Raw genomic sequence first — 21,319 nt, forward strand, 5'->3', positions numbered from 1 at the left:
TCGGACTCAATCTTGTTCGGCGGCTTTAAGATCCAATCTAGCGCGCCGTTTTGTGGACGAGTCGTATGTTGTCACATGTCCGCACCGAGCTCAGACCGCCTCGACGATCATCGCGACCGACATTCCGCTACCCGCACAAATCGACACCAGGGCACGCCCACTCCCCTTTTGCGCCAATAGCTTTGACACTGTCGCGACAATCCGTCCGCCGGTCGCGCCGAATGGGTGACCGGTCGCCAAGGAGCCGCCGACAACATTGAGTCGAACACGATCGATTGCGCCAAGCGGCGCGTCCAGGCCCAGATGATCGCGGCAGAACTCTGCGTCGTTCCACGCGGCTAGCGTCGAAAGGACCTGGGAGGCAAAGGCTTCATGTATCTCGTAGAAGTCGAAATCTTGTAGCGTCAACTCGTTGCGGCGCAGCAATTCGTTCACCGCATAGACCGGCGCCATCAGAACGCCCTGGGTCTTAGGGTCTCCATCGGCGTAGTCGACACCCCAGCTCTGAGCGTCGACAATCCGCGCCAACGGCGTCAACCCACGCTCGGATGCCCACTTGTCGGTGCCCATCAGGACCGACGACGCGCCGTCGGTCAGCGTCGTCGAATTGGCGGCGGTCATCGTGCCGTCCGGGCCGCCGAAACACGGTTTGAGTCCCGCGAGCCGTTGCACGGAGAGGCCACGACGCAGATTGTCATCCTCGGCGAGACCCGCGAAGGGGGTTACCAGGTCATCGAAGAATCCGCCGTCATACGCGGCGGCAAGATTCTTATGCGAGTTCAGGGCGATCTCGTCCTGCTCGGCTCGCTCAATACCCCACGCCGCACCGGTAATCGCCTGTGCCGCACCGGGAGTCAGGTTCGTCCGACGCTCGGCGGGGCTCGGAATGTCGAAGTCGAGTGACAACGGGATCCGAACCGCCTGCTTGGCCATCTCCACCGTCGACCGGGCAGCGTTGATCCGCACGAGACGATCGCGCAGCCGCGGACCGAACCCGATCGGCGGATCAGAGGTCGTGTCGGCACCACAGGCGACGCCGGATTCGATTTGGCCACAGGCGATCTTGTTGGCGATATGCACAACGGTTTGCCCGCCGGTCGCACATTGTTGCTGCATGTCGACGGTGGGCGTCGCACGCGACAGTTCGGTGTCGAGGAGCGCTTCGCGGGTGAGACTGTGGTCTCGCGCGAGTTTCACGACCGCGCCGCCGGCGACCTCACCGAGGTGTTGGCCACGCAAGTCGAATCTCTCGACCAGGCCAGACAGGGTCGCGGTCAACATCGACTGGTTTGTCTCGCCAAGATAGGCGCCATTGGAACGCGCGAAAGGTATGCGATTGCCGCCCAGAACATAGACGGGCGTGAGCTGGCGTGTGGTCATGGCCAGTGACTGTAGTAGAAACGTCGGCCAACCTTTACATTGGGTGATGTAAAGGTTGGTTCCACTTCCGCCAGTTTCACCATATCGCGTGATCGGGGGCTTGCCGCAAGGCCCCGGTGATGGTGCAAACTCTTCTGGCCGCAACCGAATTCAGGAGGGGTTTGATGAGTGATGTGATCGTCGTCGGTGCCGGACCGACGGGGTTGATGCTGGCTGGCGAGTTACGACTGCAGGGGGTCGACGTCGTTGTCCTAGAACAGAATGAGGAACCCACGCCCTTCGTCCGCGCATTGGGCATTCACGTTCGCACTATCGAGATCATGGAACAACGCGGCCTACTGGAAGATTTTCTCGCGGAGGGCAAGAAGTACCCACTCAACGGATTCTTCGCGGGAATATCACGCCCTCAACCGCCGAACCTCGACACCGCCCACGGATTTGTCCTCGGCATACCGCAGCCGACTATCGATCGGATCCTCGCCGAACATGCCGTCGCCGTCGGCGCTGACCTGCGTCGGGGTCAGCGCGTCGTCGCGATCGATCAGGACGACGATGCGGTGAGCGTCGAATTATCCAACGGCACAACACTTTCCGGACAATATCTGGTCGGGTGCGATGGCGGGCGGAGCACCGTACGCAAGCTGCTGGACATCGAGTTTCCCGGCGAGCCATCGACGGCCGACACGCTGATCGCCGAAGTGGACGTGACGATGCCAGCCGATGAACTTGCCGCGAAGGTCGCCGAAATCCGCCTAACACAGAAACGGTTCGGCATCGGCCCGTCGGGTACGGGAACGTATCGCCTGGTGGTTCCCGCCGCCGATGTCGCTGACGGGCGCACCGCACCACCGACCCTCAATGACATCAAACAGCAGCTCCTCCTCGTCGCTGGCACCGACTTCGGCGTTCATTCGCCTCGTTGGCTCTCACGCTTCGGCGACGCGACTCGGCAAGCTGAGCGGTACCGTCGCGGGCGAGTGTTTCTCGCCGGTGACGCCGCACATATCCATCCGCCGATGGGCGGGCAAGGATTGAACCTAGGTGTTCAAGACGCTTTCAACCTGGGCTGGAAGCTGGCCGCACAGATCAACGGTTGGGCACCCGCGGATCTGCTCGATACCTACGAATCCGAACGGCATCCGGTGGCCGCCGACGTCCTTGACAACACGCGCGCGCAGGCGGTGTTGATGTCCACCGACGCGGGCCCGCAGTCGGTGCGGCGCTTGTTCACCGAGCTGATGGACTTCGACGATGTCGCGCGATATTTGATCGAGAAGATAACCGCGATTTCGATCCGGTACGACTTCGGCGATGGGCCCGACCTCGTCGGCCGACGACTCCGGGACGTCGGACTGACTGGCGGCAATTTGTATCGGCTGATGCGCTCCGGGCGTGGATTGCTAATCGATCGGACGGGGAAATTGTCAGTCGGCTCGTGGCGATATCGCGTCGATCACGTCGTCGACGCCGACGCCGAAATCGACTTTCCCGCAATACTTTTGCGCCCCGATGGTTACGTGGCGTGGGTCGGCGATGACCAGTTGGGGCTCGAGTCGACGTTGGATAGGTGGTTCGGAACGAGATAGGGCTGGTTGCCGGGCGCCACGTCGACGTCGGCTACGTGAACGTCGGCACCGCCTCGGCCGCCACGCGAGCGATACCGTCGAGCTCACGCCTCGTGGCTCCGTCGCGAGCACGCTGCGCCAAACCGTTGAGTATCGCCATTACATAGCCGGCCACAGCAGCCGTATCGGTATCAGCGGGGAGCCTGCCCGCATCGACATCACTGTCACATTTGCGACGCAATGCGGTCGTGTTGCCCTCACGCATCTTCGTAAGTGCGGCACGAACCTCCGGGTCGTCGGTACCCGCGTCACCGTATGCGACCAGACATCCCCGCGGCAATCCCCGTCGGGTGTATCTGCCGGGAGCCTCGGACAAGATGCGGCGGATTGCCTCCCGCGCGGTAGGTTCTTCGGTCAGCGCAGCGACGATGAAACCGCCGTATTCGCTGTCGTAGACACCGACCGCCTCGTCGAATAGCGCTCGCTTACCACCGAAGGCGTTGTAGAGGCTCGGCTGTCCGATCCCGAGTTCGTCGCTGAGATCGCGGACCGATGTCGCCTCGTATCCCTTGCGCCAGAACAGGCGGATCGCCTGGTCGAGCGCTATGTCGCGATCGAAGGCACGAGGTCGGCCACGTGTCGGTGTAGAAGCCATACTGCCATTTTATACCGTCCGCTACACAATCTGCTACGCTCACCTTAAACTAGCGACCGCTACAAAAAGGGGTTCTCCAAATGTCGAGGTTGACGGGTAAGACAGCATTGGTCACCGGGGCGGGGCGCGGGATCGGACGCGCTATCGCTCTACGTCTCGCGGCCGACGGCGCACGGGTCGCGGTCCACTACGGCACGAGCACAGATGCGGCATATCGCGTCGTCGACGAGGTGGAGGGGCGCGGCGGTTCCGCATTCGCGATCGGCGCGGAGCTCGGGTCCCCAGATGGCGTCGCCCTGCTGTGGTCGGCATTCGACGCACAGGCCGAGGGCCTCGACATTCTGGTGAACAACGCTGGCACACTCGGCGCGCGGACCCCGTTCCCCGACGTCGAAAGGTCAAGTTACGAAGAGGTTTTCGCGGTCAACACCACCGCGCCATTCTTCATCGCTCAGAGCGGATTGTCGAGGCTGCGCGACGGCGGCCGGATCGTGAATGTCTCGACATCGTTCACCCACGGGCTACGCAATCCCGACCTGCTGCCCTACGCGATGTCGAAGGCGGCGGTGGACGCGTTCACCGCAGGTCTCGCGAAATATCTTGGGCCGCGGGGTATCACGGTCAACGCCATTGGCCCCGGCGCGACCGCGACCGATATGAACGCGACCCGGCTAGCGACTGACGAAGGGCGACAAGCGATTGCGTCACGCTCACCGCTCGGACGGGTAGCCGAGCCCGAGGATATCTCCGACATCGTGGCCTTTCTTGCTTCCGACGACGCGCGATGGGTTACTGGACAGTGGATCGACGCGAGCGGAGGGTCGTTGCTCTGATGCCGCGTGCGATTTGGATCATCGGTTTCGGCATCTTCGCCCAGGGCACAAGCGAACTCATGCTCGCCGGTCTGCTGCCGGAGTTGGCCGACGACCTCAATGTGACCATCCCCCAAGCCGGCTGGCTAATCAGCGCGTTCGCGCTGGGCATGCTGGTGGGTGCGCCAGTGCTCGCGATCATCACGCTGCGATGGCCCAGGCGGCTTGCGTTGCTCGCCTTTCTGGGGGTGTTCATCGTCGGACACGTGATCAGCGCACTCACCGACAGCTATGGAGTCCTTTTCGCGATGCGATTTGTGAGTGCGTTCGCCTACGCCGGATTCTGGGCCGTCGGCGGGAGTACGGCGATGACGTTGGCCGGGCCGGAACGTCGGGGCCAGGCGATGAGCGTCGTCGCGGGCGGGCTCACCGTCGCGACCGTCATTGGACTACCCGTTGGCACGTGGATAGGACAACATCTTGGCTGGCGCGGAGCGTTTTGGACGGTTGCCGTGCTGTCAATTGTCGCTGCCGTCGCTGTCGTTGTCGCGGTGCCGACGTTGCGGACCGATGAGCCGCCGAGCATCCGTGCCGAACTGCGCGGTCTTCGACCACCCCGATTGTGGTTGTCGTATGCGATGACCGCTGTCTCGACGACCGCGTTGATCGGTACGTTCTCCTATCTGGCGGCGATGTTGATCACGACCACCGGCCTGGATCCAGCCTGGGTACCTGCGGTCCTGTTCGGATACGGGTTGGGCGCGCTGATCGGAATCACGATCGGCGGGCAGACGGCTGACCGGTTCCCGCGAGCGATACTCGGGGCGGGGTTCACCGGGTTGATGTTGACCTCGGCGTTGCTCGCGCTCGCAGCACATCATGTCGGCGCGACTATTGTCTTGATCGTCACTCTTGGCCTGCTCGGCTTCGGCACGAATCCGGCTTTGAATTCGCGGTTCGCGGCCATTGCACCGGAGGCTCCCACCCTTGCCGTGTCTGGGAATGTGTCGGCGTTCAATGTCGGGATCACGGCCGGGCCGTGGCTGGGCGGGCTGGCACTGGCAGCGGGGTATGACTACCCGGTTGTCCCGTGGATCGGGGCCGGGGTCGCGGGGTTGGCGTTGGTGTTGTGGGGGTTGGATACGTGGGTTGTGCGACGTGTTCAGCCGCGGTCGGCTCCAGTCGAGCACGCGAGTGTCGGATGAAGAACACCCCGCATCCGAGGCCCCGCTCTTTCTCAGCGGTGCACTCGACGCCATACCGCACGCACACAGCAATTGTCCTGGCCGTCTGCTTTCAGTTCGAATACGGCAAGACCCCCTCGCTCCTGCTCCGTCGCAGGTGAGAGGGGGTCTCGTGGTGGAGCTAGGGAGAATCGAACTCCCGACCTACTCGATGCGAACGAGTCGCGCTACCAACTGCGCCATAGCCCCTGGTGGCCTCTTCAGGCCAGCCTTCGACACTTTATCAGCCGTCCCGAGCGGCGTCGCATTCGCCGGTCGCCTACCGTGGTGGCGTGGCTGAACTTTCCGACGACCAGGTCGTCGCCATCCTCGACAAGGCTGTCGCTGCGATCAACCCGGTCCTCGACCTCCTCGCCGAGCGCGACGTCCTGGGCCTCAAGAAGCACACCTATCACCCTTGGCCCGACGGTCCGCGCAGCCATCAGGCGATCCATCTCGCCTCTACCCCACTGGATTTCGCGGACTGGCCGGGCACCGCCGGCTGGACCGAGCTATCGATGAAGGAACGTGCGCAGTGGTGGGTCACTCGCGTCGGAGCGCTGAATACGGTCGGCGTTGCCTTCCCCAGCGTTTTCGGGTTCTGGGCGCGCTACCTGCCGGTGACGGCACTGCTCGGCTTCGCCAACCAGGCGATAGTGTTGGTCGCCATCGCACGCGAATACGAAGTGGTCGAGCCGCAGTATCAAGTGGAGCTGTTGGCGGCGGTGCTGTGCGGTCGGACCATCGACGCACACGCCGCGGGCCGCGCGACGTCGGCGATACCCACCGGCGGACGCTCGCTGATCGCGACGGTATGGAATGTCGCACAGACTCTGCGCAGTCTGTCCGGCGAGCTGGATCGACGCCCCGGTCCGGCGAAACCCTTTGAGGCACTTCGCCTTATCCCGATCATTGGCGGACCGTTCTCCTATCTCGGCGAACGGCTCGCACTCAGTCGCGCGGCATCGCTGGGTCGACGCTGGATTGTCGATCATCCCGACTCGATCTCACCAATCGACGACTAGAGCGCGACGCACACAGACACGAACATGCCCCACCCGACCCGCGGATGGGGCATGTTCTCGTAACTGAGTCTGTGGGCTAACCGACGCGGCGGAAATCCTCGTCCTCGCGCATCACCCGACGACGCTGGAACGGCGGCAGGTGCTCGAATATCGGATCGTCGTCGTCGATCTCCAGGACAACCGACCCCGGTCGGCGTAGTCGACGCGGAATGCGTTCGGCGAGTTCAGGTTCGGCGATCTCGCGGCGGCGACGCGCGTCGGCTTCACGACGTGACTTCTCCAAGCGTGCCGTCCGCTGCTTACGGATCTGCGCTTCGGTGCGCACCGCTCGTCGCAGATAGGCGAGATAGGCGGTCAACGCCACAACCGCGACACCCGTCGCGATCCAACCGATCATGCCGAACAGCACACCCGCTCCCACCGCGAGCAGAGTCAGGGCCAGCAGTCCGATCAACACCCGCTGGCGTTCGCGGTACCGGACGTCGCCACGGCTTTGGTCTAGTTCCGGGTTGTAGCCACCCCGCCCACGCGGCCGTGAACCCTGTTCCTGCTCCGACTCAACGTCATCGTGATCTTGCGCGGCAACGGTTTCCAGGTCATCGTCGTAGTCGTCATACTCGGCATCTCCGTCGAGATCGTCGTCATACTCAGCGTTCTCATCGAGTTCGTCGACGTACTCAGCGTCCTCATCGAGTTCGTCGTTATACTCGGCATCCTCGTCAAGGTCGTCGTCATACTCGGCGTCGGAATCCTCACCTACGACGTCGATCACCTCGGTGACATCCTCGGAACTGTCGTCGTACTCAGCATCGACGATCGAATCATCCTCGGCCACAACATCTTCGGCGGCATCGTCTTCGACCAATTCCGCGTCGACAGTCACCGGAGCGACTTTCTTCATCTCGACGGTCTTTTCTTCATAGGCGACGGCGCCGACGGATTCGGCATCGGCGTCATCACTCGACGAGTCCGCTTCGGCAGCCTTCGCGTCAGCGGCCGCCGCGGCTTTGGCCGACATCGCCGCCTTCACAGTTCGCTTGTAAGACGCATCATGCGGATGGGCGCCGGACGCGATACGGCTTCGCGATTTCGCTCGCACCGCTCCGCCACGGTGCAGCAAACGGGTCCGCCGGACGGCTTCGGTGGTCTTGGCGACCTCCGGACGTCCCTTGATGAACATCGGGACCAAGACGAAGAGCCAGATGGCCACCAGCCCTACCCACAACACCGAGTTCGGCATTCGACTCTCCTCTCACATTGGTTAACCCGAGTCACAAGAATCCACCACACAATCTATTGCTCCGGCGGTCAGGACCGGTGGCGGCGCGCCGACGCGGATCAGGTTTCTCAGGACTTGCCAAGAAACCTGTTGACCCTCGACGACCAGCGGGAGTAAATTCATCGTTAGGTGAATTCAACGCACGATGAATTGAGGCATAGATGAACACCTCCCCACCCGCCATCGCATGCGAACGAGTCACCGTGCGCCGCGGCTCGATTACCGCCGTCGACGACCTCACCGTCACCATCCCGCAGGGTTCGATCACGGGTCTGTTTGGGCCGTCGGGTTGCGGAAAGACCACCCTGATGCGCTCAATCGTCGGCACTCAAGGCAACGTCGAGGGAACCATCGAAGTGCTCGGCCACCCGGCCGGCTCCGCGATATTGCGCCGTCATGTCGGCTACGTGACCCAGTCGGCGTCGGTGTACACCGACCTCACCGTTGAACAGAATGTGCGCTATTTCGCGACCCTGTTCGACGCCGAGGAACACATCGACGAGGCTATGGCGGCAGTCGACCTCACCAGCTATGGCCCGCATCCGACGTCGGATCTGTCGGGCGGACAGGTGAATCGAGTGTCGATCGCTTGCGCGCTGGTCACTCAACCCAAGCTACTGATCCTCGATGAGCCGACCGTTGGACTCGATCCGGTCTTACGCGCCGACCTGTGGGCCCGCTTCGCGGGCCTCGCCGAATCCGGAGTGACGCTGCTGGTGTCCAGCCACGTCATGGATGAGGCCGCGCACTGCGACAACCTGATCCTGATGCGCGATGGTCGGCTGGTTTCGCAGTTGACCCCCCTCGAACTACGCTCGCGCACTGGGCAATCCAACCTTGAGGACGCGTTCCTCACCCTCATCGAGGAGTCCGCGGCATGACTATCGTCACCGCCCACGCGTCCAGCAGATCGCCGATACACCCGAAGCTTCTGGGTGCAACGGCAATCCGGGTTCTACGACAGCTGCGCGCCGACCCTCGCACCATCGGGTTGATCATGATGATTCCGCTGCTGCTAATGACGCTGCTCTACTTCATGTTTTCCGAACAGCCCGCACTTCCCGGTGGCACAACCGAATTCGACGCCATCGGGATCATAATGCTGGGCATCCTGCCGTTCGTCACGATGTTTCTCATCACGTCGATCGCGATGCTCCGCGAACGTCGGTCGGGAACATTGGAGAGGTTGCTGACCACTCCGATCAGCCGTCTCGACCTCCTGGGCGGCTACGGCATCGCGTTCTCCGTTGTCGCCGCGGTACAGGCGATCCTGGCCTCCGGAGTCTCGTTCTGGCTGCTCGGGCTGCAGACTCAAGGGTCGGTGCTGTGGGTTTTCGTAATCGCAATGCTCGACGCCATGCTCGGCGTCGGATTGGGTCTACTGTGCAGCGCTTTCGCCCAGACCGAATTTCAGGCCGTGCAATTTCTGCCCATCGTCGTCATTCCTCAGCTATTCCTATGCGGCCTATTCGTTCCACGCGATCAGCTACCAGGATGGATGGAGGCGTTGTCGCGCGTGATGCCACTGACCTACGCGGTACAAGCCCTACAAGAGGTCGCCAGTCATCAGTCCCCGACCGCCATCATGTGGCGCGACATCGTCATCGTCGCGGCATGTATCGTCGTCGCGCTCGCCCTGGCGGCGGCCACACTGCGACGACGCACTCCGTAGACAGCCGCTACCGTAGTGACGCCATGACTACTCGACGCAGCGGCCGACGCCCCGGTGACCCGGACACACGGGGTGCGATCCTGCACGGCGCACGCGAACTCTTTGCCCGCGATGGCTTCGACAAGACGTCGGTACGGGCAATCGCGAGCGCGGCCGGCGTCGATGCCGCCCTCGTCCACCACTATTTCGGTACAAAACACAAGCTCTTCCTGGAAGCAGTCGCCATCCCGGTCGACCCGGCGGAGATCCTCGCCGAACTCAGCTCAGTCGATGTGGAACACCTTGGCGTTCAACTGATTCGAGTCGTCCTGGGCGTATGGGATGGCGAATTGCGCAGTGCCGGTGTTGCCTTGTTGAAGACCACGCTGGCCGCCCCCGACGCCGGCATTATCCGGTCCTTCCTCGGCGAGATCATTTTGACGAATATCGCCCAACGCGTCGAGGATGACGCGGAAATCCGCACGTCCCTATTGGCTACTCAGATGCTTGGGTTGATCGTGACCCGCTACGTCGTCGAGCTGGAACCGATCGCGTCGATGCCACTCGACGACGTCGCGCGGAAAGTAGGGCCGACGCTGCAGCGATATCTGACCGGCGAGTTGTGAGGCGCTACTCGCCCGCGACGAAACGCGCATCCACACTTACACTGATCTCGACCCCATCGGACTGAATCTCCAATGCGTGGCCTCCGGCCGGAGCCGCGAACATCGCCGCGCGCACCACCGGCCCATTGCTCGACACACCTGTCGAGAGCATCCCCGGATCGCCAAGTGCCAACGCTCGGACGGCACCCGCATCGACGGCATCGGCATACGCCTGAGCTTTGGCGATTGCGTTGCGAACGGCCTGGGAACGCACGTCGGCTTCGTAGGCGTCGCGATTCTCACGTAGTACCGCCCAATGCAATTCGCCGATCTGCACCCCATCACGGGCACCCCAGGCGTCCATGAACGGTGCGAGGGCGTCGAAGTCGGTGAACTCCACCGACACCGAGATCGACGTGCGATAAATCGGCGGCTGCAATCTTCCGTCGTGGTCGGTCGGCCGATAGCTGCGACTGCGTACGCGATCCGAACTCCAGTTACGCACCGACCCCGCGGTCTCAAGCTCGCGCACGGCGGAAATCAGCCGACTTTGCAGCGCCACTGCTTTCTCGTGCGCGGCAACACTTTTCAACTCCTCGAATTCGGCCGTCAGTGGAACCGAGACACACTCGGCCGAGTAGATCTGCGACGCGGTTCCGCGGACAACGAATTCAGTCATGGTGCCACCATAACCGTCAGGAGTAATTGGCCCGCCCGAGCCGGACCAGACTTTCAGCGGCACTGCCCATCAGTTCGTCGGCGGTCAGCGCGAACAGAATATGGTCGCGCCAGCGGGAATTCACATCCATGTAGCGTTCAAGCAGCCCTTCGCGTCGAAACCCGATCTTGGTGAGCACCGCCTGCGATGCGCTATTCGACGGCTGCACTGTTGCCTCCAGACGATGCAGCCCGACTGGGCCAAACGCATGGTCGACGCCCAGAGCGACTGCGGCAGTGGCGATTCCATTTCCGTAGTGCTCAGAATCGATCCAGTAGCCGATCCATGCGCTGCGCACAGCGCCACGCTGAACGTTGCCGATCGTCAGTTGTCCGACATATTCGCCGTCGACCTCGATCACCAACGGCAGCAACGTCCCCCGTTTGGCTTCCGAACGGAGCACTGAGAATAACGGACCCCAATTGCTACGCTGATGGCGTTGCGCCCACGACCCCGGCGCCGTGGGTTCCCAGGGCAGCAAAGCGTTCTGATTACGCAGTCGGAGATCGCTCCACCGTGCGGCGTCGCGGAGTCTCACCGGACGAACGGTCACCAATCCACCGGCAACGCGCAGCGGTCCCAGGGTGGCCGGCCACCCCGGGTGTACGTGCGATTTGGACCACGAGAACACTCGGCCAGTCTAGTCATCGGATCGACAGCTTTGGTACGCGAGACAGAAAATGTGTCGTTCGCGCCAAGGGACGGCGGAAAACCGGTTTCCACAGCGCCGCGCAGCCGCTCATCCAGCATCTGCGGGTCCACGGCGACCGGCTTCCCCGGCAGTCGTCGACCCCGGCTAACGAAGATGGTGCGGCGCAATCAGTTCCGACGCGGCCTAGCCTCGCTGGGCCAGGAACATCACATCTACCTCATCGCCGGTCCGCAACTCTTCGGTATCGGAGTTCACCACAATCAAACAGTTCGCCTCGGCCAGCTCAGCCAACAGATGCGACGTCCCGGTCGGCGAGCCGCCGATCACCTGGACGAGATAGTCGCCCGTCCGCTCATCGCGCATCAACTGCCCGCGCAGATATCCGGTCCGCCCCTCGACCGACAGAATCGGCCCAATTGTGCGTGCCTTGATCACCCGACGCATGGGCTGCCGTTTGCCAAGTGCGATACGGATCAACGGCCGCACCATTACTTCGAAGCAGACCAGCGCACTAACCGGATTAGCGGGCAGCAGGAAGGTGGGCACATCGTCTCGGCCGAGGCGACCGAACCCCTGCACGGAACCGGGATGCATTGCGACGCGGACGATTTCGAGGTCGCCCAGTTCACCCAGCGCGTCGGCGACCGCACGCGACGCCGCACCTCCGACCGCACCGCACAGCACGACGATCTCCGAGCGAATCATCTGCGCCTCAACCACTTCACGAAGGCGTGACAACTCGCGCTCCGCAATACCGACACGGTTGACGTCAGCTCCGGCATCACGTGCGGCCGCGGCGAGCGCGTAGCTGTTCACGTCGTACACCTGGCCCGGACCGGGGACGCGGTCGATATCGACGAGTTCATTGCCGATTGCGATCACCGACAGTCGCGGACGGGGGTGAACCAACACGCGTGCCTGTCCGACCGCGGCCAACAACCCCACCTGCGCGGGCCCGATGATCATGCCTTCGCGGACCGCTACGTCCCCCGGCTGCACGTCGTCGCCGACGCGGCGGACGTATGCACCCGAATCGACCGACTGCCCGACACTGACCGTCTGGACCCCACCATCGGTCCAGCGCAACGGGACCACGGCGTCGGCGAGAGTCGGCAGCGGCGCACCCGTTTCCACCCGGACCGCCTGCCGTGGCTGCAGTCGTGTCGGCGTACGGGATCCCGGTTCGACCTCGCCGACGACAGGCAGTTTGACCATCATCGGCTCACCATCGACATCGACATCCGCGTCGCCGACGTCGAGATCCTCTGGAGTCTGGCCGGCCGCTACAACGTCGACGGCGCGGACCGCGTAACCATCGACGGCAGCTTGGTCGAAACCTGGGAGCGGGCGTTGGGTAACCACTTCTTCAGCACAAAGCAGGCCCTGAGCTTCCGAGATCGCTACCTTCACCGGACGAGGCATCACCGCTGCCGACGTGATCAACGCCAGATGATCATCGACAGAACGCATTTCGCCTCCTCAAACAGTGTCACTCGGCCCGCGTTGTGCTCCCGGCGCCGGTCACAGCCGGTCCTCTTCAGCCTGAAACGTTATACGCCACAAGCTGTCAACGCGGGGAGGCACACCGTGTCGGTTGGTTCACTGGACGCGCCGAATACACCTGGGACCAGGTGGCAATGTACGGCGCGAGCTACTTAACGCCGAGTCGCTGCGTCAGCCAGGCACGCAATTCAGGACCGTAATCATCGCGATCGAGCGCGAAATCGACTGCGGCTTTGAGGTATCCCCCCGGATTGCCGAGGTCGTGGCGAGTACCGCGGTGAACAACCACGTGTACCGGCTCGCCCTCCTCGATGAGCAGGGCGATGGCGTCTGTCAGCTGCAACTCGCCGCCCGCGCCGGGCTTGATCCGGCGGAGGGCGTCAAAGATCTTGCGGTCCAAGATATATCGACCCGCGGCCGCGAAATTCGACGGTGCGTCTTCGCGTTTGGGCTTCTCGACCATTCCGCGCAACCGCATCACGTTGGGATTCTTCGCGTCGGGTAACTGCTCGACATCGAATACTCCGTAGGCGCTGATCTGCTCGTCGGGGACCTCGATCGCGCAGAGCACCGATCCGCCGCGTCGTGCACGAGTGCGAGCCATCACTTCCAGGACACCGCCGGGTAGTACGAGGTCATCGGGCAACAGGACCGCTATCGCATCCTCGTCATCAGTCAGGTACTGCTCTACACAACCCACCGCGTGACCCAGGCCGAGCGGCTTGTCCTGAACCACCGAGGCCACTTCCAGCAACGATGGCGCATTGCGCACCTTGGCCAGCATTGCCTGCTTGCCGCGTTTGGCCAGCGTGCTCTCCAGAACCAGATCTTCGACAAAGTGCGCGACCACGCCGTCTTTGCCCGGCGAGGTAACGATCAACAGTCGCTCGGCGCCAGCCGACTTCGCCTCCTCAGCGACCAATTCGATTCCTGGAGTGTCGACAACGGGCAACAATTCCTTCGGAACCGTCTTGGTCGCCGGCAGGAATCGAGTACCCAGACCTGCGGCGGGAACAACAGCGGTCCGCGGAATCGGCGGGGCAATCGGTTTGTCGTCGTCTAGATCGGTACTCTCGGTGCGTGCCATAGCCGTCAGCCTAATGCCGATGGCTTTGAACCTCCGGGCGAGAGGGTGCGAAGTGACTGGGAACGCAGCCAAAGTGCAGCGGCGGGCGGAATTGTCGGCGCGACGCGACGCGATGTCGCTCTTCGCGCGGGAACAGGCGGCGGCCAACCTGTCCGAATGGGTCTATTCGGCACCATTCAGGCTGGAATATGACGTGACGGTGGCCGCGTATATCCCCGTCGGGACCGAGCCGGGGTCGTTGAGCTTCCTCGACGCTCTCGCCGACCGTGACGTCCGCGTATTGGTGCCACTCGTCCCCGACGGTAAACCAGCACCGTTGGAGTGGATTTCATACGACGGCCAGGATTCGTTGGAGACGCGTCGATTCGGTTTGCTTGAGCCAGCGGGCACATCCTTGGGAAGCGGCGTGCTCGATACCGTCGATGTCATCTTTGTGCCGGCTCTCGGCGTCGATCGGCGCGGAGTGCGCCTTGGCCGCGGAGCGGGCTACTACGACCGGAGTCTGAGCGGTGTCGATGCCGAGTTGGTCGCCGTCGTGTACGACGATGAACTGGTCGACGAGCTTCCCGAAGAATCGACCGACATCCGGGTTGGATGGGCGTTGACGCCCGGCAGTGGATTCGTAGAACTGGGCTAGCGGGGCGCTACGACGCCGCAGCAGCGGTCTTCGTGGTCGTCGAACTGCTCGACGACGAATCCGAACTCGATGAAGAACTGCTCGACGCGGAATCGCTCGACGATCCCGACGAGGTCGAGCTATTCGACGAGCGGTTGTCGGTGCGGTAGAAACCGCTGCCCTTGAACACGATGCCGACCTGGCTGAACAGCTTACGTAGCTTGCCGGAACACTCCGGGCAGACGGTCAGCGAGTCGTCAGAGAACGACTGAACAATGTCGAACTTGTTGTCGCACTCCGTGCAGGCATACGAGTAGGTTGGCACCGAAACCTCCGGAAGATCAATGTTTGCGTCTGTCAGTCTAACCGAAAATGGCACTCGAACATTCCGAGTGCTAACTCTCGCCGATGACGGCGGTGTCCCTATCCACGACTCCATCCAGATTCATATCCGCTGACCTGGCCCGATGCGCGTCCCACCGCAGTGCAACCGCTCCGATGACAGCCGCCACTACGGTCCCGATCAGAATCGCGACCTTGGCCGCGTCGTGGTCCGTGCCATCGGGAAAGGAAAGTTCGGCGATCAACAATGACACCGTGAAACCCATCCCGGTCAGCACTCCGACCGGCAGCAAGTCACGCAGGCCGACGGCGTCGGGCAATCGCAGCGGCGTCAGTCGGGTGACCAGCGCGGTCGTCCCCATCACGCCGACAACCTTGCCGACCACCAGACCCGCCACAATCCCCGCGGTCACCGGCGATGACAGCATCGACGACAGTCCACCCTGCGCTCCGACTACCGAGACTCCAGCCGCGAAGAAGGCGAACACCGGCACCGCGGCAACGGTCGAGAACGGTCGCACCGCGTGTTCGATCGATGTCGTCGGAGCAGCGTCGCCGCCCCGTGCGATGGCGGGCACCGTGAAGCCGAGCAACACGCCGGCCACCGTGGCGTGAACTCCGGACTCGTGCATCAGACCCCAGGCGACCACAGCGAGCGCGATCAGTATCGGTGGCCGCACAAACCGGAGTCGGGCCGAATCCATCCGCACCACCGCCCCGAATGCCATGATCACCGCGAGGGCACCGGCGAGGGCCACGGCATCGATTGTGTCCGTGTAGACGGTGGCGATGACGACGATGCCGAGAAGGTCGTCGACGACCGCAAGTGTCAGCAGGAAGGTTCGTAATGCGATCGGCAGGCCCCGACCGAAGACGGCGAGCACCGCCACCGCGAAGGCAATATCGGTGGCGGTGGGGATTGCCCAGCCGCGCAACAGATCTGAATCGCCGCCGCGTAGGCCGACGATCACGACGAAGAACGCGGCGGGAACAGCCATGCCACCCACCGCCGCTGCGATCGGAACGCCGGCCAGTCGTGGCTGCCGGAGGCTGCCCGCGACGATCTCGTGTTTCAGCTCAACGCCGACAACGAAGAAGAAAATCGCCAGCAGTCCGTCGGCGGCCCACTGTCCCAGACTGAGGTGCAGCCCCAGCCCACTCGGGCCAACTTGGACGGCCACTAGCTGCGAATACGCCTCGCGCCAGGGCGAATTCGCCCAAATCAACGCGATCGCCGAGGCGATCAGTAGTAACACACCGCCGGTGGTCTCCGCGGAGAGCCGACGCCGAAGCGTCGCCAACCGATCCGGATGTACCGGCGCATCAACCATGTCTGCGACCTTATCCACAGATTTGTCGCCAAGCGAACCGTAGTGGATAACCCAAGAGACAGTGCTACGCCCGCTGTTTTCCCAACTATGTTGTGCGACATGCAATTCGACAGCCTCTCCGGCCGACTGGCGCCCCGTTGGGCTGACCGGGTAGCTGCCTGGCTGCGGCCCGGGTGGGCGCGGGCGGTGATAGTCCGACGCGCCGTCGCCATCGGGTTAGTAGCCATAGCCACGGTCGTGACCGTCGCCGATCACCGTGCCGCACAAGGACAATCGGTGGTGGCTGCCGCGCATGACCTGCTTCCGGGCCGCGTCCTGGCGGCCTCCGACCTCACCATACGACGCATCGCGGGCACGAACTTGCCCGACGGTGCGCTGCGCCTGTCGGCAGACGGCGTCGGTCGAACGGTAACCGGCGCGGTGCGTGCGGGCGAGATCGTGACCGATGTCCGCCTGCTGTCGTCACGTCTACCCGCGGCATTGCGCGGAATACGAGATTCGCGGCTGGTACCCGTCCGACTCGCCGACGACGCCGTCGCTGATCTCCTTCGCGAAGGTGACGTCGTCGACGTACTCGACGAAACATCGGAACTGCTCGCGCGCGACGCCGTCGTAGCACTGGGCGTCGCCAGGCGAAGTAGCGGAATAACCGGCAATTCCACTGGTATACGGCCGATTCTGCTTGCGATGAGTGGTCGTGACGCCCACCGGGTGGCAACGGCCGGGCTGAAAACCGCCCTGACGGTTGTCCTACATTGACTTGCCGCACTTTTAGGTCATCTGTGTCGAATGTGCATCACATTCACTGTCGAATGATCCTATTGGTTTAAGATCAACCTTAGGTTTAGCCTCGCGAAGGACGAACCCCCGAACTACCCAGTGCTGCAATCGAGAGCGGAATCTACACGAGAGGACCGCACAGCGTGCTTAAGGGATTCAAGGAATTCATACTCAAAGGCAATGTCGTTGAGTTGGCCACTGCGGTCATCATTGGTGCCGCATTCACCGCCATCGTCACTGCCTTCACCACGAAGATCATCCAGCCTCTGATCAATGCCATCCCGATCGGCACGGATAAGGCTGACGGACTCGGCTTCAAGATCACCGACAACGCGAACACCTTCGTCGATATCGGCGCGGTGATTACAGCGGTAGTCAACTTCATCATCGTCGCGGCAGTGGTCTACTTCATCATCGTGCTGCCGTACAACAAGCTGTCGGCGTTGGCCGGCTTCACCAAGGACGATGCTGAGCAGGTCGAGGTCGCACTCCTGACCGAGATCCGCGACATCCTCGACCCGGAGGCCGCCGCCAAGGCCAAAGCCAAGACGGTCGCCGAGGCCGATGCGAATCGGCCAGCGTCCGACAGTGAATCGTTCGAAAGTGGTCCATTCGGCCGTGGCCCGCAGCCGCCCGCCGGTGGACCGCAGCAGGGATTCACACCTCAGGGATATCCCGGGTCGGACGGACCGGCCATCGTGCCGTCTCGCGATCTGGGCGGTCCGCCGTCGGGCGCGATTCCGCTTCAGACCCATCGGTTCCCCGGACCTGCTGTCCAGCCGTCGCAGCCGCCCCAGGGCCCGCCGCCGGCAGCGCCGGCCGGCGGTGGTTACGCCCCGCCCAGTCCCGCACCGGGACCCGGCCAGGGCAGCTATCCTCCTCCGCCGCAGGGTAATTACCCTCCGCAGGGGCAGGGCAACACGCCACCGCCGAGTTTCCCCCCGTCGAATTTCCCCCCATCGGACTTCCCCCCGTCGGATTACCCACCGTCGGATTACCCACCGTCGGGCGGATTCCCGGCTCAGGGTGGCGACCCGGATGCCCCGGGACGCCATTCGCGCTAGTTCGTCGAATTGAAAGAACCGCCTCCACAGCGTGGGGGCGGTTCTTTTGCTCTACGCTGGCGTCTCGAGCACCACTGTCCGGTCGGCCATCGCCGCTACGAACGGATCGTGGGTGATGATGATCGTCGTGCGGCCCGACGCGAGGCGCCGCAACGGGCCCAGGATGCGGTCGGCAGTCTCCCGATCGAGTCCGGTAGTCGGCTCATCGAGTACCAAGACCGGCGTATCGCGCAGGAACGCGCGGGCCAATGCGATTCGTTGGCGTTGTCCGCCACTGAGATTCGCACCCGAATCGCGCAATTCGGTGTCGTAGCCATCGGGCAAACCGCGAATGAATCCGTCGGCGTCGGCGGCTTGCGCGGCGTCGACAATGGCCGCGCGGTCGGCGTCGGGGCGACCGAAGGCGATGTTGTCGGCGATAGTGCCGTGGAAGATGGCGATCCGCTGCGGCAACAGTGTCGTGCCCGCGCGGGCATCGGTCAGCCGTCGCGCACGCAAGTCGATGCCGTCTACTTCAACCGATCCCTCGTCGGGGTCGTAGAAACGCAACAGCAGATGCGTAAGCGTTGTCTTTCCGGTGCCACTGGCGCCGGTGAGCGCGATACATTCACCCGGCTGGACAGTCAGCGAAAAGTCTTCGAGCACACGGGTATCCGCGCCGGGATAACCGAATCCGACGCTACGAAAATCGACTCGCGCCCCGACGTCGTGCCGGTGGGCGGAAGAAGTGATCGGTGCAGCCACCTCGACATCGTCGGATAGGCCGGCGGGCTCGTCGAGCAACTGTGCGACCCGCTCCGCGCTCGCCGTCGCCGACGTCACCTGAACGGCCAGACCGCCGAGCGCCTGAATCTGCGGGTAGAGGTACCCGAGATAACCGGTCAGTGCGATCAGACCGCCGATGGTGGTCCGACCTTCCGAGATCTGCCACGCGCCGAGCGCCAAAACACCAAGCATGCATAGTAATTCGACGACAACCACCGATTGCTGAAATGCCTCGCCGGCTTTCGCCTCCGATACCCGCGCGCGCATCCAGCGGTAGCTCTGCCGTTGTACGCGGGCCTGATCGGCGCCTGACTGGTTATCCGCCGCGATGGCGTGCCCGTTGTCGATGCCCTCGGCAATGAGGGACGAGATCTCGCCGTTGGCCGCTCGCTCAGTCCGCGAGGCGCGCTTGAGGATCCGGCCGAATCGTCGGGCAACCAACCACAACACCGGAGCGAGGACAAAGGCGATCAACGCCAAATCCCAGCGAACCCACACCGCCGCAACGGCATAGGCGACAACTGACGCAGCGGCGATAATTCCCGACACGATACCCGAGGAGACGAGTTGTTCCACCTCGTCGACGTCGCTGCTGTGCCGGGCGATGAGATCGCCGGTCTGGAACTGCCGACGGGTATGCGGCGCGAGCCGTTGAGTGTGCGCATACAGATCAGTACGCAGGCGCAGCAGCATCCGTTCGGTAACGACCTCGGCGAGAATACTGCCGAAATAGGATGCCGCCGCGCCCGCGAGAGTCACCACGATCCACCACACCATCGGAGCGATGAGGGCATGGAGATCGCCAGTCGCCAGTACGTCGTCGACGATATGCGCGAATAGATAGACGACCGCGACACTGGCCAGAACGTCGAGGAACTGCAGACCGACAGCGGCGGCCAATTTTCCCCACAGTTCCGACATATACGGCGAGAATCGTCGCATCGCCGAGAACACTGTCAGCGTCGGATGCCACGGATCGCTCGACGGGAAGGAAAGCTCGGGCTGGTCGATCAACGACGTGACCGATGCTGGAGAGTCGGCGACTCCGATTGTGGCTGACTGCGGTGTCACGCGACTCTCCTTCAACGTACTGCGGTGATGCGACTACTCCTTATGAACCGAAGAAGCCGAGTGGCGGCACCCGGCGTGGCGCCGGTCCCGGGCGACGCCCCGGCTTCGGGCCACGGTGCGGCCGACCCGGATTGCCGTGACGGCCGCGGGGCTGGTGCTGGGGCTGACGAGGACCACGAGGCATAGATATCTCCTGTGTTAACCGCGGCGAAGACCACGGATTCGGTAATTCGTCACCGAATCGCGACGAACATCCGCAACGGTAGACACAAGATCGATCGAATGCTTCCATCCGAAGTGCCAGTAAGAACCCTAGAACGATTGTCTGGAAAGTCGCTGTGCGATGACTGGGAGTTCGGATCGTCACTAATCGCTGGTAAAGGGTTTAGTCCCGTTGATTTCTGGCAATTATTGGCGATTCCTACCAGGATGCTGACACTTGCCACTTGACTCGTGCTCCGCGCATAAAACGACTCAGCGCGGTAACCGAATCGGTTACCGCGCTGAGTCGTTTGATTACCGGAGCAATTATCAGCCGATGCTGAACGGCTTGCCCCACAAGGTGATAACGCCCTTGACCGAGTCCGTGCTCACCTTGACGGTGAAACGCGCACGCGCCGAAGCGTAACCAGCACACCCATTCAGACGGAAGCCTTCTTGGCTGAATGCGACGCCGCCACGGTTGCCCTTGAAGGTGAAGTCACTGACTTCGTAATCCTTGTAGGTGGTGTAGTCACCCGAGGTGGTTTCGATAATCGGCACGAAGCCGGCTTGGCCGGGGCCGAGCGAAATCGATGCGCTGCCCGAAGCGGACGGTGTACCGCCGCTGTCAACGCTTCCTTCGCTTCCGCCCGATACGCCAGAGAGGTTCACCTGGCAACCGACGACGTAGCCGCCAGCGATTACGCCACCCTCGGCGCCACCGCCGATATTGACGGCGATCTTGCCGGATACCCACACCTCGCGGCTGGTCGCGATATTGGCGACGTTACCGGCGCGGTAGTTGACGAACTCGTCGTACAGACGAGCGTTGACGGTGGAGCCGTCGATGAGTTTCTTAGCAACGTGGCCGCCGGGTAGTTTGCCTGCGGTCGCGCCACCGGCACCGACCGTGGTGAGCCCCATCAACGCGACACCGGCGATACCGGCAGCCGCAGCGAGGCGACGAGTAAAGGTCTTGTTCATGATTCCCCTT

General features: G+C 63.0%; 21 protein-coding genes and 1 tRNA gene. 10 read left to right on the forward strand and 12 right to left on the reverse strand.

Translation table 11 applies throughout. The annotated features are described in order from the left end of the window. Positions 1-90: 90 nt before the first annotated feature. Complete coding sequence (locus tag AAFP29_RS16690) at positions 91-1,380, reverse strand: acetyl-CoA C-acetyltransferase (RefSeq protein ID WP_419218512.1); 1,290 nt, start codon at positions 1,378-1,380, stop codon at positions 91-93. A gap of 164 nt (positions 1,381-1,544) precedes the next feature. Here AAFP29_RS16690 and rox point away from each other — a divergent pair, with 164 nt between their 5' ends. Continuing rightward, on the forward strand, positions 1,545-2,966 hold the full coding sequence (gene rox, locus AAFP29_RS16695) for a rifampin monooxygenase (protein ID WP_419218513.1): 1,422 nt from the start codon (positions 1,545-1,547) through the stop codon (positions 2,964-2,966). A gap of 31 nt (positions 2,967-2,997) precedes the next feature. On the opposite strand, the gene AAFP29_RS16700 is transcribed toward rox, so the two are convergent. Next, complete coding sequence (locus AAFP29_RS16700; protein WP_419218514.1) at positions 2,998-3,600, reverse strand: TetR/AcrR family transcriptional regulator; 603 nt, start codon at positions 3,598-3,600, stop codon at positions 2,998-3,000. A gap of 80 nt (positions 3,601-3,680) precedes the next feature. Between AAFP29_RS16700 and AAFP29_RS16705 the strand changes: the two genes are divergently transcribed. Together AAFP29_RS16705 and AAFP29_RS16710 are read left to right on the forward strand one after the other, a co-directional pair. Continuing rightward, on the forward strand, positions 3,681-4,433 hold the full coding sequence (locus AAFP29_RS16705; protein WP_419218515.1) for an SDR family oxidoreductase: 753 nt from the start codon (positions 3,681-3,683) through the stop codon (positions 4,431-4,433). Further along, positions 4,433-5,617, forward strand: a complete 1,185-nt coding sequence (locus AAFP29_RS16710) for a Cmx/CmrA family chloramphenicol efflux MFS transporter (protein WP_419218516.1) — start codon at positions 4,433-4,435, stop codon at positions 5,615-5,617. Before AAFP29_RS16705 ends, AAFP29_RS16710 begins: the two co-directional genes overlap by 1 nt. Positions 5,618-5,769: 152 nt before the next feature. Here AAFP29_RS16710 and AAFP29_RS16715 read toward each other — a convergent pair. Beyond that, positions 5,770-5,845 (reverse strand) — tRNA-Ala (locus tag AAFP29_RS16715). 83 nt (positions 5,846-5,928) lie between these two features. Here AAFP29_RS16715 and AAFP29_RS16720 point away from each other — a divergent pair. Then, positions 5,929-6,660 carry a hypothetical protein gene (locus AAFP29_RS16720; protein WP_419218517.1) on the forward strand — a complete coding sequence of 244 codons (732 nt, stop codon included), beginning with the start codon at positions 5,929-5,931 and terminating at the stop codon, positions 6,658-6,660. A gap of 76 nt (positions 6,661-6,736) precedes the next feature. Here AAFP29_RS16720 and glpR read toward each other — a convergent pair whose 3' ends face one another. Continuing rightward, the gene (glpR, locus tag AAFP29_RS16725; RefSeq protein WP_419218518.1) at positions 6,737-7,900 is read right to left on the reverse strand and encodes a gephyrin-like molybdotransferase receptor GlpR; all 1,164 of its coding nucleotides are present in this window, start codon (positions 7,898-7,900) and stop codon (positions 6,737-6,739) included. A gap of 200 nt (positions 7,901-8,100) precedes the next feature. On the opposite strand from glpR, the gene AAFP29_RS16730 reads away from it, so the two are divergent. From AAFP29_RS16730 to AAFP29_RS16740, 3 genes are read left to right on the forward strand one after another with little or no spacing between them, the layout of a single operon-like run. Beyond that, positions 8,101-8,820 carry an ABC transporter ATP-binding protein gene (locus AAFP29_RS16730; protein WP_419218519.1) on the forward strand — a complete coding sequence of 240 codons (720 nt, stop codon included), beginning with the start codon at positions 8,101-8,103 and terminating at the stop codon, positions 8,818-8,820. Further along, the gene (locus AAFP29_RS16735; RefSeq protein WP_419218520.1) at positions 8,817-9,611 is read left to right on the forward strand and encodes an ABC transporter permease; all 795 of its coding nucleotides are present in this window, start codon (positions 8,817-8,819) and stop codon (positions 9,609-9,611) included. Before AAFP29_RS16730 ends, AAFP29_RS16735 begins: the two co-directional genes overlap by 4 nt. A gap of 23 nt (positions 9,612-9,634) precedes the next feature. After that, entirely contained in the window at positions 9,635-10,216 is a 582-nt protein-coding gene (locus tag AAFP29_RS16740; protein WP_419218521.1) for a TetR family transcriptional regulator, read from the forward strand. 4 nt (positions 10,217-10,220) lie between these two features. Here AAFP29_RS16740 and AAFP29_RS16745 read toward each other — a convergent pair whose 3' ends face one another. The 4 genes from AAFP29_RS16745 to AAFP29_RS16760 form a co-directional block, all read right to left on the reverse strand. Beyond that, entirely contained in the window at positions 10,221-10,874 is a 654-nt protein-coding gene (locus AAFP29_RS16745) for an SIMPL domain-containing protein (protein ID WP_419218522.1), read from the reverse strand. Positions 10,875-10,890: 16 nt separating this feature from the next. Further along, the gene (locus AAFP29_RS16750) at positions 10,891-11,544 is read right to left on the reverse strand and encodes a GNAT family N-acetyltransferase (RefSeq protein ID WP_419218523.1); all 654 of its coding nucleotides are present in this window, start codon (positions 11,542-11,544) and stop codon (positions 10,891-10,893) included. 204 nt (positions 11,545-11,748) lie between these two features. Continuing rightward, positions 11,749-13,035: a gephyrin-like molybdotransferase Glp gene (gene glp / locus AAFP29_RS16755; protein ID WP_419218524.1), complete on the reverse strand. Its 1,287-nt coding sequence runs from the start codon at positions 13,033-13,035 to the stop codon at positions 11,749-11,751. A 181-nt stretch (positions 13,036-13,216) separates the two neighbouring features. Further along, positions 13,217-14,155 (reverse strand): UTP--glucose-1-phosphate uridylyltransferase, encoded by a 939-nt coding sequence (locus tag AAFP29_RS16760; RefSeq protein WP_419218525.1) that lies wholly within the window; start codon positions 14,153-14,155, stop codon positions 13,217-13,219. A 19-nt stretch (positions 14,156-14,174) separates the two neighbouring features. On the opposite strand from AAFP29_RS16760, the gene AAFP29_RS16765 reads away from it, so the two are divergent. Continuing rightward, positions 14,175-14,792: a 5-formyltetrahydrofolate cyclo-ligase gene (locus AAFP29_RS16765; protein WP_419218526.1), complete on the forward strand. Its 618-nt coding sequence runs from the start codon at positions 14,175-14,177 to the stop codon at positions 14,790-14,792. Between the two features lie 7 nt (positions 14,793-14,799). Here AAFP29_RS16765 and AAFP29_RS16770 read toward each other — a convergent pair whose 3' ends face one another. Beyond that, positions 14,800-15,096: an FmdB family zinc ribbon protein gene (locus AAFP29_RS16770; protein ID WP_419218527.1), complete on the reverse strand. Its 297-nt coding sequence runs from the start codon at positions 15,094-15,096 to the stop codon at positions 14,800-14,802. Between the two features lie 70 nt (positions 15,097-15,166). After that, complete coding sequence (gene nhaA / locus AAFP29_RS16775; RefSeq protein ID WP_419218528.1) at positions 15,167-16,444, reverse strand: Na+/H+ antiporter NhaA; 1,278 nt, start codon at positions 16,442-16,444, stop codon at positions 15,167-15,169. A 99-nt stretch (positions 16,445-16,543) separates the two neighbouring features. Here nhaA and AAFP29_RS16780 point away from each other — a divergent pair, with 99 nt between their 5' ends. Both AAFP29_RS16780 and mscL read left to right on the forward strand, forming a co-directional pair. Continuing rightward, positions 16,544-17,203, forward strand: a complete 660-nt coding sequence (locus tag AAFP29_RS16780; protein WP_419218529.1) for an SAF domain-containing protein — start codon at positions 16,544-16,546, stop codon at positions 17,201-17,203. Positions 17,204-17,367: 164 nt separating this feature from the next. Then, on the forward strand, positions 17,368-18,288 hold the full coding sequence (gene mscL, locus AAFP29_RS16785; RefSeq protein WP_419218530.1) for a large conductance mechanosensitive channel protein MscL: 921 nt from the start codon (positions 17,368-17,370) through the stop codon (positions 18,286-18,288). Between the two features lie 51 nt (positions 18,289-18,339). On the opposite strand, the gene AAFP29_RS16790 is transcribed toward mscL, so the two are convergent. Both AAFP29_RS16790 and AAFP29_RS16795 read right to left on the reverse strand, forming a co-directional pair. Continuing rightward, on the reverse strand, positions 18,340-20,124 hold the full coding sequence (locus AAFP29_RS16790; protein ID WP_419218531.1) for an ABC transporter ATP-binding protein: 1,785 nt from the start codon (positions 20,122-20,124) through the stop codon (positions 18,340-18,342). Positions 20,125-20,655: 531 nt separating this feature from the next. Beyond that, complete coding sequence (locus AAFP29_RS16795; protein WP_419218532.1) at positions 20,656-21,309, reverse strand: MspA family porin; 654 nt, start codon at positions 21,307-21,309, stop codon at positions 20,656-20,658. Positions 21,310-21,319: the final 10 nt, after the last annotated feature.

The sequence above is a fragment of the Gordonia sp. CPCC 205333 genome (assembly GCF_048537885.1).
In the GTDB taxonomy this organism is placed as follows: Bacteria; Actinomycetota; Actinomycetes; order Mycobacteriales; family Mycobacteriaceae; genus Gordonia.